The organism is Rhodosalinus sp. (assembly GCF_041685465.1).
Classification (GTDB): Bacteria; Pseudomonadota; Alphaproteobacteria; order Rhodobacterales; family Rhodobacteraceae; genus Rhodosalinus.
Map to the genome: position 1 here is coordinate 1 of NZ_JAWLFS010000060.1, position 13,736 is coordinate 13,736.

Consider the following 13,736-nt stretch of genomic DNA (forward strand, 5'->3'; position numbering starts at 1 on the left):
GCCTTCTCCGGCGGGCCGCACATCTTCAACCTCGGCCACGGCATCACGCCGGACGCGGACCCGGAGAACGTGCAGCGCATGATCGACGCCGTCCGGGGCGGCTGAGCCGAAAATCCTTCCTCCGAAGGATTTTCCCGGCCCGCGGAGCCCGGCGAATTTCCGTTCGAAAATTCGCCGGGCTCAGTAATCCCGCTCGTAGAAGATGCCGAGGCGCGAGTCGCCCTCGGTCGAGACCCCGCCGCGCACGGTGACGTCGGGCGACAGGTCGAGGTTCAGGTTGATCTCCGACCGGCCGCCCGACTCCACGGTAACGTCGGTGTAGATGTTCTCGGACAGATAGGTGCCGGCCCGCACGGCCGCGCCGCCCTCCTCCGACTGCGTGATATCGAGATCGTCCACCCCGAGCCCGGTGCGCAGCGCCGCGAAGGCGCCGTTGCCGCGCCCGGCGAGCGTGGCCACCCCGTTGGCGAGCTGCACGAGCTGCAGCGCCGAGAGGTCCTCGACCCCGCGCCCGAACAGCAGCTGCGCGAGCACTTCGTCCTCCGGCAGCGGGGGCTGCGAGGTGAAGCGCACCTCCGGGCTGTCTGCCTGTCCCTCGAGGATGATCGAGACGGTCACGTCGTCGCGCTCGGTCGTCACGACGAGCCGCAGGTAGGGGGTGAAGTCCCCCTCGATCCGCGCGACGCCCTCGGACAGCCGGAACCGCTGCCCGAGCAGGTCGAGCCGCCCGCGGATCAGCTCGAAGCCGCCCTGCGGGATCGGCGCGGCGGTCGTGCCGGTGATCCGGAGCGTGCCGCCGAGTTCCGCGTCGAGCCCGCGGCCGCGCACGAAGATGCGCGCCGGCGCGTCGATCTCGAGGTCGAGCGGGTAGGGCCGTGCCGCGCGGCCGGCCTCTGCGCGCTCCGTCTCGCCCGAGGTGCCGAGCCCGGCGTAGGAGAGGGTGCGCCGCACGGCCGGCGGCGGGGCGACGTGGCGCACCTCGGGCAGCGCGCCGAGCGGGGTGACGCCGCTCGAGGGCACGCGCACTTCGGCGCCGGGAAGCGACAGGCGCCCGGCGATCGTCGCGCCCCCGGCGAGCGGGCCCTGCACCGTCAGCGTCCCGTTCACGCGGGTTTCATAGAGACGCGGGTCGCGCAGCCCCACGCGGTCGAGATCGATCTCGAGGTCGCCGTCGAAGGGCGGGCCCAACTCCGTGCTGCCGCCGAGCGTGAGGCGTCCGCCGGTGTCCGGCTCGGCCGTCAGGTCGAGGCGCGCGCGGCCTTGCGAAAGCGCCACCTCCGCCCGGATCGGATCGAGCGTCATCCGAACCGCCGGGAGCGAAAGCTGCGCGTCGTCGGTCGTGACGCGCCCCGAAACGGAGGAGAGGCGCGGCGGCCCGGCGAGGCGAAGATCGAAGTCGGCCTGCCCTTCGAGCCGGCGCGGCGCAAGCAAGACGTTGGCGAGGCCGAGCGGCGCGGCGCCACGCGCCGAGAGGTCGAGCCCGAAATCGTTGCCGACCGTGCCGTCGATCCGCGCCGCGCTGCCGCCCGGTCCCGTGGCATCGGCGTCCACGCGCCAGCCCTCGGCGACGGCGCGGGCGGTGCCGTCGAGCGTCGCGGGGCCCGAGAAATCGGGGGCGAGCACGCCCACATCGGCGACGCGCAGGGCGTAGTCCGCCGCGCTTTCGTCGCCCGAGACGCGCGCCGAGAGGCCGGCGCTCTCCAGCCGCAGGCGCGGCACGGCGATCCGGCCCTCGTCGGTGCGTTGCGCCGCGAGCGAGAGCGTCGCCTCGCGGCCGAGAAGGGCGTCGAGAGGCGGGCTGCCGAGGCGCGCGTCGCGGAGCGCGGCGTCGAGCGTGACGTCGAAGGTCTCGGCCCCTGCGTCGGCGTCTCCCGTGAGGGTGGCGGTGGCGCTGCCGCCGAGCGCGCGCCCGGCGAGGCCCGAGAAGCGGGCGAGCGGCCCGGTCTCGAGCGCGAGATCGACGCGCGCCGCCGGCGTCGCGAAAGGCGGTGTCAGCGCAAGCTCCCCGGCGAGCCGCGCCGCGTCCGAGCGCAGCGTGAGATCGGAGAGCGCCAGACCGACCTCCGCGCCGTACTCGAGCTGCGTCTCCAGCACGAGGCGGTCGCCGAGCGCACTGGCGAGCGCCGCGTCGCGCGCGTCGAGCCCGGCGGCGGTCATTTCCAGTCGTCCGGCCGCGGCGCGCGGCAGGGGCGTGTCCTCGGCGGCCGTCAGCGTGCCATCGCCGTCGAGACGCAGCGCCTCGGCCGAGACATCGGCGGCCGTCGCCCCGTCGAGGCGCGCCGCGACCTGCCATGTCCCGGCCAGCCCGTCGAGTGCCACCGTGAGCTCGCCCTCGGAGAGGCGTAGCGTCTCCGCCGCGCCGAGCGGGACGCGCGCCCTGTCGCCGTCCGGTCCCTGCAGCGTGCCCGAGACCGAAAGCGCGGCGAGCGCGGTGCCGTCGAGCGTCGCCTCGCCGGTGAGCGTCGCGCGCCCGGCGCCGCGCCCGTCGGCGGAGAGGCGGGACAGGTCCTTCAGCTCTGCACCGTAGGTCAGCCGGCTGCCGTCGCTGGCCGCGCTGCCCTCGGCATCGAGCGCGAGGGCCGGCGTGTCCAGGCCGAGGCGGCGGAGCGTGAGCCCGCCCTCGTCGCGCGTCGCGACGACGTCGAGCCTGCTGAGCCCGGCGAGCAGACGATCCGCCAGCGCCTCGCCCGTGGCGATGTCCCGGCCCTCGCCCGCAATCTCCAGGTCGAAGGCGCCGGAGAGCGGCGTGACGCGCCCGGCCACCTCGAGCTCCGCCGCGCCGCCGAGATCGCGCCCCGCGAGCGGGCCGAAGCGCGCGAGGCTCTCCGCCGCGAGCGCCGCGTCGACCTCGGCCTCGAAGCCCGCGGAGAGGCCCGAGAGCGCGACGTCGCCGGTCAGCGCGTAATCCGCGCCGGAAAGGTCCATGCCCTCGACCCGCAGGGGGCCGCCGCCCGTGTAGGCGAGCCGCAGCGTGCCGACCAGCTCGGGCCCCAGCGCCGCGGCGAGCGCCGCGTCGCGCAGTCCGAGCCCGTCGCCGTCGATGCGCAGATCGGCCGTGACGCGCCCCGGCGCCCCGTCCTCCGGCGGGCGGAGCGTCCCCTCAGCGGCAAGCGCCAGCTCGATCGCCGAAAGGTCCGGGCTCTCGAGTTCGCGCACGGCCAGTTCGCCCTGCCAGGCCTCGCCCGCCGCGGCGTCGTAGGAAAGCGACAGCTCGGCCCCGTCGATCCGCACCTCGTCGCCGCCCGCGGGCAGGGGCACCGGCCCGCCCGTCGGGGCGGCGATGTCGCCCGTGAGGCGCGCCGCCCGCGGCCAGCCGTCGGCGCCCAGCGTCACCGCCCCGTCGAGGCGCACGGCACGGGCGTCGAGGGTCAGGTCCTCGACCGCGAGCGCGCCGGCCGCCGTGCGCCGCGCGATCCCGCTCAGTTGCACGTCGGGACCGAAGAGGCCGCGCATCTCCGGCGCGAAGAGCGGCGTCATGTCTCCCGCAAGGTCGAGCGCCGCGCGCCAGTCGGCCCCCGTTTCCTCCGGACCGCGCAGGGAAATGCCGCCGGCAAGACGGTCCTCGCCGTCGCTGGCGAGGCCGATGTCGATGTCGAGCGTGGCGACCTCGCCCGCCCCTTCGGCTTCGAGGCGGAGGGCCGGTGCGCCGGGCACGCCGAGCGCCTGCGCCACGAGGCCGCCCGGCCCCTCGTCGAATCGGAAGTCGAGGTCGGCCGTCGCATCCGCCGGGTCGTAGCCGGCATCGAGCGCGATCACCCCGCGCCGCGCGTCGGTCCGTTCCGCCCGCAGCGCGAGCGAGAGCGCGCCGCCGCCGCGCTGCAGGCGCGCCGCGCCCTCGAGCGTGAGCGTCATCTCCTCGCCGAGGACCGATTCGCCGAGCGCGACCTCTCCTGCCTCGATCGCGCCGATCTGCACCGAAACCGGGAGGTCCGGCACCGTGAAGGGGCTTGCTTCGGGCGACGGCAGGTCCGCGCCCGCCTCGCCGGGATCGGGGCGGCGCGGCATCTCGATCCGCTCTGCCGCGAAGCGGTCCACGCTGACCCTGCGCTGCAGGAGTGCCGCGCGGTTCCAGTCGAGCTCGACCCCCTCGGCGGTGAACCAGACACCGCGCGCGTCCGAGATGGTCAGCCGCTCGACCGTCGCCCGGCTCGAGAGCGCGCCCTCGAAGCCCTCGATCCGCACGTCGCGCCCGGCGCCCGAGAGGGCATCCTGCAACAGCCGCGCAATCCGCCCCGGGTCGTCGTCCTGCGCTGCCGCCGGATCGGGCAGGCCGAGCGTCAGCAGGGCGAGGAAGATCGCGAGCGCCCGCATCAGAAGGCCTGCCCGATGCCGACGTAGAAGAAGATGTCCTCGCCGCTGGTGTCGCTGTCGGCCTGCGTCGCCACGTCGAGGCGGATGGGGCCGAAGCCCGTGTCGTAGCGCACCCCGACCCCGGCCCCGGCGTGCGAGGGGCTGTCGGCGTCGGGGAAGGCGTCGCGCCCGATGGTGCCGCGGTCGTAGAAACCGACGAGGCTGATGCGGTCCGTGACCCGCGCGCGCACCTCTGCCGAAAGCCCGACGAAGGATCGCCCGCCCGAGATGCCGTCGAGCGCCGGCACGTCGATGCCGAGCGACTGGTAGTCCTGGCCGCGCACCGTGCCACCGCCGCCCGAGAAGAAGAGATCCTCCGCCGCCGCCTCGCGCAGGTCCGGCCCGAGCACCGAGCCGAGTTGCAGCCGTCCGGCCAGCACGATGCGGTCGTCGAAGCCGACCGCCCGGTAGGCGCGCGCATCCGCGGTCAGGCGCAGGCCGGAGGCGCCGTCGTCCAGCGCGGCGAAGGGCAGGGCGGTCCCGCCGAGGTAATAGCCCGCGGTCGGATCGACCGGATCGTCGCGGCGGTCATAGGTCGCGTCCACCGGCAGGATGACCTGCGTGTGTCCCTCGGTGCCGAAGACGGTCTCGCTTTCCTCGTAGCGCAGGCCGGCGCCGGCGAAGACGTCGAGCCGCTCGCTCACAACGCGGTCGAAGCCGACGACGGCCTCCGCCGAATCGCTGTCGAAGTTCGGCTCCCCAAGGCTCTCGAACTCGAGATGGGCGCGCAGGTCGGTGTCCGAGTCGATGGTCGCCGGGCGGCGGAACTCCGTGCGCAGGCGGTAGTCCAGCCCCTCGGCGCCGCCGTCGATGCCCGAGACGTCGCCCGCGATGCGCAGACGTTCCGCGCCGCCCAGAAGGTTGCGGTGAAGCCAGTAGGCGGAGAGCGCCGCGCCTTCCACGGAGCTTACCTCCGCGCCGAAGCCGAAGCGGCGCTGCGGCGCCTCCTGGACGGTGGCCGCGATGTCGAGCGTGCCGTCCTCGCCCGGCGTCTCGGCCTCCCTGAGCGCGACGGCGGAAAAGGCCTCCGTCCTGCGCAGCCGCTGCGTGGCGCGCTCGACCTCCCCGGGTTCGAAGACCGCGCCCTCGGGCAGGCCGGCGATGGCGCGGATGCGGGACGTGCGCACGTCAGAGTTGCCGGTCACCTGCAGCGTCCCGAACCGCAGCCGCGGCCCCGGCGCGACATCGAGCGTCACGTCGAGACGGCGCTCCGAATGCCGCGCGACGATCCGCTCGCGGGCGATCCGGGCCTTGGCGTGGCCGATCGCGCGCCAGTCGGTGATCGCGCCGTCGATCGCGGCCTGAATGCGCTCGGTCCGCGCGGCGCGGCCGCTGCGGAACGCCTCGGGCGGCGCGGTGCCGGCCGCGAGAGGCCCGATATCGGCGCGGCCGAAGCTGAAGCGTTGCGCGGCGCGCACGCGGTAGACCACCGTCTCGACCGCCTCCGGCGCGGCGACGGGCGAGAGTTCGGCGGCCTCCGCCCCGTCCACCTCGATGGAGACGCTCGCGCCGAAGAAGCCGGCGTCGTAGAGAACGGTCAGGATGCGCTGGTAATCGGCCTGCGCGGCGGCGACGAGGTCCTGCGCGCCGGGGTCGTCCGTGCGCATGATCTCTCGGGTGAGGAGTGCCGCGCGCAGATCGTCGCGCAGGCCCTCTCCCGCGCCCTCCACGTCGAGGCGGATGTCTGCCGCCGACAGCGCCGTGGCGCCGAGCAGGGCGAGGCCGGTCGTGAGCGGTGCGAGACGGGAACGAATGCGCAAGGTTACTCCCGAAGGATCACGGGCCAGAGCATGGGGCATTCCGCGCGTCCGGGCAACACGGCGAGCGGAGCGTCGGCCGGACCGCGCTCACGCGACACGCGAGACGGCGTGGTCCGCCAGCGCGCCCAGAAGATCGCGCAGCTCGTGCGCCGGCTGGTCGGTGAGCGCGTCGCGTGCGCGCGCCGCCCAGTCCAGCGCCTCCGCCCGCGTCGCGGCGAGCGCGCCGTGGTTTTCCATCAATGCGCGTGCATGCTCCAGGTCGCCGCCGCGCTGATCGCCCTTCTCGATGGTGCGCACCCAGAAGGCGCGCTCCTCGGCATCGGCGGCGGCGACAGCCTTGATGATCGGCAGCGTCAGCTTGCGCTCGCGGAAGTCGTCGCCGACGTTCTTGCCGATGGCGCCCGCATCGCCCTGCCAGTCGAGCAGGTCGTCGGCGATCTGGAACGCGATGCCGAGCGCGTCGCCGTAGGCGTGGAGCGCGCGCTGCGCGGCCGTATCGGCGCCCGAGATCACCGCGCCCGCCTCCGTCGCCGCCGAGAAGAGCGCCGCGGTCTTGCCGCGCACCACCTGCAGATAGGTGTCTTCGGTCGTGGCGAGATTGCGCGCGGTCTGAAGCTGCAGCACCTCGCCCTCCGCGATCGTCGCCGCCGCGTCGGCGAGGATGTCGAGCACGCGCAGCGACCCGGTCTCGACCATGAGCTGGAAGGCCCGCGCGAAGAGGTAATCGCCCACCAGCACGCTGGACTTGTTGTCCCAGAGCAGGTTCGCCGTCGGCCGCCCGCGGCGCTGGCCGCTCTCGTCCACCACGTCGTCGTGCAGGAGCGTGGCGGTATGGATGAACTCCACCGTCGTGGCGAGGAGGACGTGGTGCCCGCCCTCGTAGCCGAAGAGCCGGGCGGCCGCGAGCGTCAGCATCGGGCGGATCCGCTTGCCCCCGGCCTCCACCAGATGCGCCGTCACCTCGGGGATGCGGGGGGCATGCTTCGACGCCATGCGCTCCCGGATCAGCGTGTCGACACGGCCGAGATCGTCGGCGAGGCAGGCCGCGAGGCGGTCCTGCGGTTTCTGCGCGCTCTGGTCCAGACTCATCGCTCCCTCGACGGCGGGACTCGACAGCGCCCGCTCTTCCGGCCTAACTCCCGCCCATGAAAGAGCTGCTGCGGACCAACGATATCGCGCTGATCGCCTATGTGCAGGCGCTCCTCCGGTCGGAGGATATAGATGTCTTCGAGTTCGACGTAAATATGAGCGTTCTCGAAGGGTCCATCGGCATTTTGCCGCGGCGCCTGATGGTGCGCACCGCCGATCATTTCCGCGCCGCCGCGATCCTGCGCGAGCACGAGGTGTCGCTGCCGGGCGAGGGGTGATGGAGACCACCGAGGACGCGTTCCTCGGCGGGCGGCTGACGGTCGAACAGCCCGCGCGCGGGTACCGGGCGGGGATCGACCCGGTGCTCCTGGCCGCCGCCGTGCCGGCCCGGCCGGGGCAGAGCGTGCTGGAACTCGGCTGTGGCGCAGGTGTGGCGTCGCTGGCGCTGGGCGCCCGCGTGCCGGGGCTCGCGCAGGCCGCGCTGGAGCTGCAGCCGGAGATGGCGGCGCTCGCACGGGCGAACGCCTTGCGCAACGATCTTGCGCTCGAGGTGGTCGAGGGGGATGTCGCCGCGATGCCCGGGCCGCTCAAGGCGCGCCGCTTCGATCACGTCATGCTGAACCCGCCGTGGTTTTCCCGCGAGGCCTCCGTCCCGGCCGCGGACCCGGGGCGCGAGACGGGGCTTGGCGAGCGCGCGCCGCTCGCGGCGTGGCTCTCGGCGGCGGCGAAGCGGCTGGCGCCGCGGGGCAGGCTGACGCTGATTCACCGCGCCGAACGCCTGCCCGACATCCTTGCAGGCCTGCCCGCCTCCGTCGGCGGGGTCGAGGTGCTGCCGCTCTGGCCGCGGGCGGGCCGGGCGGCGCGGCTGATCGTCGCGCGCGCCCGGGCCGGCGGGCGTGCGCCGTTCCGCCTGCACGCGGGCGCCGTGCTGCACGACGGGGCCGCGCACCCCGGTGATCGCGAGAATTTCAGCGACCGCCTGCGCGCCGTGCTGCGCGAGGGCGCGGCGCTCGACTTCCCGGCATGACGTTGCCGCGCGAGCGCGCTGTCGCGCCTGCGGCGTGACAGGCGCCATGCTTTGTGATGCACTGGAGGGGCTTGAAAGAGGAGGACACGATGAGCCTGAGCGCCCATGTGGAAGAGCTGAAGAGACGGCACAAGGTCCTGTCCGAAGAGGTGGAGGCAGCGCAGCGCGCCCCCGGCACCGCAGACGAGCGAATCGCCGAACTCAAGAAGCAGAAGCTCAAGCTCAAGGAGGAGATCCAGCGCCTGAGCGATCGGATCGCCTGAGCGGCGCCGGCCCCCGCGGGGGCCGGGCCAGAGCATCGGCCGGGCGGCGGGCTCAGACGACGAACTGCCCGCCGTTCGCGCTGATCGTCGAGCCGGTGACGAAGCTCGACTCGTCCGCGGCGAGGAAGGCGACGCAGCGCGCGATTTCCTCCGGCTCGCCGAGGCGGCCGACGGGGATCTGGCCGATGATCGCCTCGCGCACCTTCTCGGGCACGCTCATCACCATGTCGGTCCCGATGTAGCCGGGGCAGACGGCGTTCGCCGTGATGCCGAAGCGCGCGCCTTCCTGCGCGAGGCTCTTGACGATGCCGAGGTCGCCCGCCTTCGTGGCGGCGTAGTTCACCTGACCGAACTGTCCCTTCTGGCCGTTGATCGAGGAGATCACGATCACGCGGCCGAACTTGCGCTCGCGCATGCCGGGCCAGACGGGATGGATCGTGTTGAAGACACCGGTGAGATTGGTGTCGATCACCTCGCGCCACTGCTCGGGCGTCATCTTGTGGAAGGGGGCGTCACGGGTGATGCCGGCGTTGGCCACCACCACGTCGATCGGGCCGAGCTCCGCCTCGACCTTTTCGATGCCCGCCTTCGAGGCGTCGTAGTCGGCGGCATTCCACTTGTAGGTCTTGATGCCGGTGGCCTCGGTGAAGGCCTGCGCCTTCTCGTCGTTGCCCGCGTAGGTGGCGGCGACCTCGTAGCCGTCAGCCTTCAGCTGTTTCGAGATCGCCTCTCCGATCCCGCGGGTGCCGCCGGTGACGAGCGCAACTCTTGCCATGTCTGTCCTCCAGTCTGAATATGCGCGTTGAAAGATTGCGTAGCCGCTGCGGGCATCGGGCGCAACATTGTTGCGCAAGCGAATCCCGGGCGGCGGGCCAGAAAAAAGGGGCGCCGGGGCGCCCCTTCATGTGGCCTGCGCCGCCGGGCCTCAGGGACGCTCCACGCACATGGCCACGCCCATGCCGCCGCCGATGCAGAGCGTCGCGATGCCGCGCTTTGCGCCGCGGCGCTTCAGTTCGAAGAGCAGCGTGTTGAGAATCCGCGCGCCGGAGGCGCCGATCGGGTGGCCGATGGCGATGGCGCCGCCGTTGACGTTCACGATCTCCGGGTCCCAGCCCATGTCCTTGTTGACCGCGCAGGCCTGCGCGGCGAAGGCCTCGTTCGCCTCCACGAGGTCGAGGTCGCCGGGAGCCCAGCCCGCCTTCTCGAGGGCCTTGCGGCTGGCGTGCACGGGGCCCATGCCCATGATCGAGGGGTCGAGCCCGGCGGTGGCATAGGACACGATCCGCGCGAGCGGCTCGATGCCGCGGCGCTCGGCCGCGTCGGCGGTCATCAGCAGGACGCCGGCGGCGCCGTCGTTGATGCCGGAGGCATTGGCGGCGGTGACGCTGCCGTCCTTGGCGAAGGCCGGGCGCAGCTTCTGCATGTTCTCGATGGTGGCGCCGTGACGGATGTACTCGTCATGCTCCACGACGGTTTCACCCTTGCGGCTCTTGACCGTGACCGGCACGATCTCGTCCTCGAAGCGCCCCTCCGCCTGGGCGGCCTCCGCCTTGTGCTGGCTGGCGAGCGCGAACGCGTCCTGCTGTTCGCGGCTGATCTGCCACTTCTCGGCGACGTTCTCGGCGGTCTGGCCCATGTGGTAGCCGTTGAAGGCGTCCCAGAGGCCGTCGCGGATCATCGTGTCGACATAGGTGACATCGCCCATCTTGTGGCCGGCGCGCAGATGTGCGGCGTGGGGCGCGAGGGTCATGTTCTCCTGTCCGCCGGCGCAGACGATCTCGGCGTCGCCGAGCTGCACCTGCTGGGCGCCGAGCGCGACCGCGCGCAGGCCGGACCCGCAGACCTGGTTGATGCCCCAGGCCGCGGATTCGATGGGGAGCCCGGCGTTGACATGCGCCTGCCGGGCCGGGTTCATGCCCTGCGCGGCGGTGAGAATCTGCCCCATGATGGTTTCGCTGACCTCGGCCTTCTCGATGCCGGCGCGCGCGACGAGTTCTTCGAGAACGGTCCTGCCGAGATCATGCGCGGGCACGGTGGAAAAGGCACCGCTGAAGCTGCCCACCGGGGTGCGGGCGGCCGAGGCGATTACGACGTTGGTCATGCTGGTCCTCCAGACTGGGCGCACGGTGCCGGTGCGGGCACCGCTGTCTCCTGCGTCAATACTGCATCCGCGGCGTTGCGGCAACGCGCGAGGCGTGCCGCGCAAGCGGCTTTCAAGCCGCTTGGCGCAAGGCGCTTGCAAGCGCCTTGCGCGGCGCTTCCCCGCGCCCCCCGGCCTAGCCGGTCCTGCGGGCGCGGGGGGCCCAGGGCGGGCGCGTCGTCGCGGCGGCGATGTGGTGGCCCTGCAGGCAATCCACCCCGAGCGCGCGGAGCGTCTCCGCCTCGGCCGGGCGCTCGACCTGCTGCGCGACGGTGAGCATGTCGAACTGCCGCGCGATGGCGACGATGGCTCCGGTCAGCACCTGATTGTCGGCGTCGGCGTCCACGCCGCGCACGAACTGTCCGTCGATCTTGAGCACGTCGAAGGTGAAGTGCTTGAAATGCCGGAGCGCCGTGGCGCCGGCACCGAAGTTGTCGAGTGCGAAGGCGACGCCGCGGCGCTGCTGATCGGCCATGAAGCTCGCCACGATCTCGGGCATGAGCATGGCGGACTGCTCGGTGATCTCGAGGATCAGCCGCTCGCCGAGGCGCGCGTCGCGGCGCAGCGCGCGGTCGAGCGTCGTGCGCCAGCGCGGAAAGCCGATCGAGCGTGCCGACATGTTCACCGCGAGCCGCAACCCGGGGGCGCGCGCCAGCGCCGCGAGCCCCTTTTGCAGCGCGAGGCAATCGATCAGGCGGCCGGTCTCCGTCTCCTCGATGGCGTGGATGAAATCGCGGGCGGGGATGATTCGCCCGGTCTCGTCCAGCACGCGGGCGAGCCCCTCCCAGAACGCGGTGCGTTCCGGCTCGCCGGCGACGGCGATCGGCTGAAAGGCGAGCAGAACCTGTCCGTGGTGGACGGCTTCCTCCACCATGCGGAGCGTCGCGCTGTCGCGCGCGGCGACCGCGCGGTCGAGCGGGCTGTCGGCCATCCGGCCGGGATCGTGCAGGGTCATCCGCGCCTCCCTCGCTGTCGCGGCCAGCCTGCGCCGATCCGGGCTAAGAGGCGGTTAAGCGGACCACGCCTTGACGGCGCGTGCGGGGCGTGTATACGGCGCGCTCCATTGGTGTTGGCGGCCCCCGCGAGGGGATGCCTGTCGGCCGCGCGTCCGCCCGTGGGCGCCGGCAAAGGACAACGCCCTTCCATCGCCGCACCGTCCGTCCCGGGCGGCCCGGCGCCACAGGTGGCCCGACGACGCCCGCGAGGGCGGAGGCGGGCCCCGGCAGCGAAGGAGATCAGACGGTGACCAAACGCACCTCTGCCAAGTACAAGATCGACCGCCGCATGGGCGAGAACATCTGGGGCCGCGCCAAGAGCCCCGTGAACCGCCGCGAGTACGGCCCCGGCCAGCACGGCCAGCGCCGCAAGGGCAAGATGTCCGACTTCGGCCTGCAGCTGCGCGCCAAGCAGAAGCTCAAGGGCTACTACGGCGACATCACCGAGAAGCAGTTCCGCCGCATCTACCGCGAGGCCGAGCGCCGCCGCGGCGACACCGGCGAGCTTCTCATCGGCCTGCTGGAGTGCCGGCTCGACGCCGTGGTCTACCGCGCCAAGTTCGTGCCCACGATCTTCGCCGCGCGCCAGTTCGTGAACCACGGTCACGTGCTCGTGAACGGCAAGCGCGTCAACATCCCCTCCTTCCGCGTGCGCGAGGGCGACGTGATCGAGGTGCGCGAGAAGTCGAAGCAGATGACCGCGCTGCTCGAGGCCATCCAGTCGCCCGAGCGCGACGTGCCCGACTACATCGAGGCGGATCACTCCAAGATGACCGCGCGCTTCGTGCGCACGCCGGGGCTTTCGGACGTGCCCTATCCGGTCGTCATGGAACCGAACCTCGTCATCGAGTTCTACGCGCAGAACTGATCGGGGCTGCGCTCCGGGCTCATCCGGCGGCGGGGGTGGTCCCGCCGCCTTTCGCGTGGCGCCCCGTCGCGTCGGCGCCCTCTGGCCGCGCGCCGGCGCCGGCGCTATGACGGGCGAGACAGGGGAGAGGCCCATGACGCAGCCCATCCAGCCGCGCGCCGGCATTCTCGAGATCGCGCCCTACCAGGGCGGCGCCTCCGCCGCCGCGGGCGTGGCCGCGCCGGTCAAGCTCAGCTCGAACGAGAACCCCCATGGCCCGCCGCCCGCCGCGGTGGAGGCCGTGCGGGCCGCCGCCGCCGGGCTGCACCGCTATCCGCCCACCGACCACGCCGCCCTGCGCGCCGCGATCGGCGCCGCGCATGGCGTGGACCCGGCCCGCGTGGTCTGCGGGGTGGGCAGCGACGAGATCATCGCCTTCCTCTGCCAGGCCTACGCCGGCCCGGGGGCGGAGGTGATCCATACCGAGCACGGCTTCTCCATGTACCGCATCAGCGCCCTGGCGAGCGGGGCGACGCCCGTCGAGGTGCCCGAGCGTGCGCGCACCACGGATGTCGACGCGATCCTCGCCGCGGCGACCGAGCGCACGCGCCTCGTCTTCATCGCCAATCCGAACAACCCCACGGGCACCATGATCCCGCAGGCCGAGGTCACGCGCCTCGCCGAGGAGCTGCCCGAGCAGGCGCTTCTCGTGCTCGACGGCGCCTATGCCGAATACGTCGAGGGGTTCGACGGCGGGGCTGCGCTGGTGGAGGCGCGCGCGAACGTCGTGATGACGCGCACCTTCTCCAAGATCTACGGGCTGGGCGGGCTGCGCGTCGGCTGGGGCTACGGCCCCGATCACGTGGCCGACGTGCTGAACCGCGTGCGCGGGCCCTTCAACCTCTCGACGCCGGCGCTCGCCGCGGCGGAGGCGGCGGTGGCCGACACCGCCTTCGTCGAGCGCTGCCGGCGCGACAACGCCCGCCTGCGCAGGCTTCTGGCCGAGGGGCTCGCGGCGCAGGGCGTGCCCTCGGACCCGAGCCACGCCAACTTCGTGCTCGCCCGCTTCGCCGACGCCGAGGAGGCGCGCGCCTGCGACGCCTTCCTGAAGTCCGAGGGGCTGATCGTGCGCCCGGTCGCCGGGTACAACCTGCCGGAGTGCCTGCGCATCTCCGTCGGAGACGAGAGCGCCTGCCGCCGGGTGGTTCACGCCGTGGGCCGCTTCAAGTCAGAGGCGGCATGAGCGCCGCGCCTCCCTACGATCG

General features: G+C 73.0%; 12 protein-coding genes. 6 read left to right on the forward strand and 6 right to left on the reverse strand.

Annotation, left to right across the window (positions count from 1 at the left end):
* The coding region (locus ACESL7_RS05925) for a uroporphyrinogen decarboxylase family protein (RefSeq protein WP_372892405.1) at window positions 1-105 on the forward strand (105 nt) is incomplete at its 5' end.
* Between the two features lie 75 nt (window positions 106-180).
* Here ACESL7_RS05925 and ACESL7_RS05930 read toward each other — a convergent pair.
* From ACESL7_RS05930 to ACESL7_RS05940, 3 genes are all read right to left on the reverse strand, one after another.
* Window positions 181-4,311 (reverse strand): translocation/assembly module TamB domain-containing protein, encoded by a 4,131-nt coding sequence (locus ACESL7_RS05930; protein WP_372892394.1) that lies wholly within the window; start codon window positions 4,309-4,311, stop codon window positions 181-183.
* A complete protein-coding gene (locus tag ACESL7_RS05935; protein WP_372892395.1) occupies window positions 4,311-6,110 on the reverse strand; it encodes an autotransporter assembly complex protein TamA in 1,800 nt (599 codons plus the stop codon). The genes ACESL7_RS05930 and ACESL7_RS05935 overlap by 1 nt, the downstream gene beginning before the upstream one ends.
* Window positions 6,111-6,197: 87 nt before the next feature.
* Entirely contained in the window at window positions 6,198-7,199 is a 1,002-nt protein-coding gene (locus ACESL7_RS05940) for a polyprenyl synthetase family protein (protein WP_372892396.1), read from the reverse strand.
* Window positions 7,200-7,255: 56 nt separating this feature from the next.
* On the opposite strand from ACESL7_RS05940, the gene ACESL7_RS05945 reads away from it, so the two are divergent.
* From ACESL7_RS05945 to ACESL7_RS05955, 3 genes are all read left to right on the forward strand, one after another.
* Window positions 7,256-7,477, forward strand: coding sequence for a putative signal transducing protein (locus ACESL7_RS05945; protein WP_372892397.1), 222 nt, complete (start codon window positions 7,256-7,258; stop codon window positions 7,475-7,477).
* Window positions 7,477-8,226 (forward strand): tRNA1(Val) (adenine(37)-N6)-methyltransferase, encoded by a 750-nt coding sequence (locus ACESL7_RS05950; RefSeq protein ID WP_372892398.1) that lies wholly within the window; start codon window positions 7,477-7,479, stop codon window positions 8,224-8,226. The genes ACESL7_RS05945 and ACESL7_RS05950 overlap by 1 nt, the downstream gene beginning before the upstream one ends.
* Window positions 8,227-8,315: 89 nt before the next feature.
* Entirely contained in the window at window positions 8,316-8,489 is a 174-nt protein-coding gene (locus ACESL7_RS05955) for a DUF465 domain-containing protein (RefSeq protein WP_372892399.1), read from the forward strand.
* A gap of 52 nt (window positions 8,490-8,541) precedes the next feature.
* Here the strand turns inward: ACESL7_RS05955 and phbB are convergent, their stop codons facing one another.
* The 3 genes from phbB to ACESL7_RS05970 form a co-directional block, all read right to left on the reverse strand.
* Window positions 8,542-9,264, reverse strand: coding sequence for an acetoacetyl-CoA reductase (gene phbB, locus ACESL7_RS05960; protein WP_372892400.1), 723 nt, complete (start codon window positions 9,262-9,264; stop codon window positions 8,542-8,544).
* A gap of 150 nt (window positions 9,265-9,414) precedes the next feature.
* Window positions 9,415-10,590: an acetyl-CoA C-acetyltransferase gene (locus tag ACESL7_RS05965; protein ID WP_372892401.1), complete on the reverse strand. Its 1,176-nt coding sequence runs from the start codon at window positions 10,588-10,590 to the stop codon at window positions 9,415-9,417.
* Window positions 10,591-10,765: 175 nt separating this feature from the next.
* Window positions 10,766-11,584 (reverse strand): EAL domain-containing protein, encoded by an 819-nt coding sequence (locus tag ACESL7_RS05970; protein WP_372892402.1) that lies wholly within the window; start codon window positions 11,582-11,584, stop codon window positions 10,766-10,768.
* 287 nt (window positions 11,585-11,871) lie between these two features.
* On the opposite strand from ACESL7_RS05970, the gene rpsD reads away from it, so the two are divergent.
* Both rpsD and hisC read left to right on the forward strand, forming a co-directional pair.
* On the forward strand, window positions 11,872-12,492 hold the full coding sequence (gene rpsD / locus ACESL7_RS05975; RefSeq protein ID WP_372892403.1) for a 30S ribosomal protein S4: 621 nt from the start codon (window positions 11,872-11,874) through the stop codon (window positions 12,490-12,492).
* Window positions 12,493-12,625: 133 nt separating this feature from the next.
* The gene (gene hisC, locus ACESL7_RS05980) at window positions 12,626-13,714 is read left to right on the forward strand and encodes a histidinol-phosphate transaminase (RefSeq protein ID WP_372892404.1); all 1,089 of its coding nucleotides are present in this window, start codon (window positions 12,626-12,628) and stop codon (window positions 13,712-13,714) included.
* Window positions 13,715-13,736: the final 22 nt, after the last annotated feature.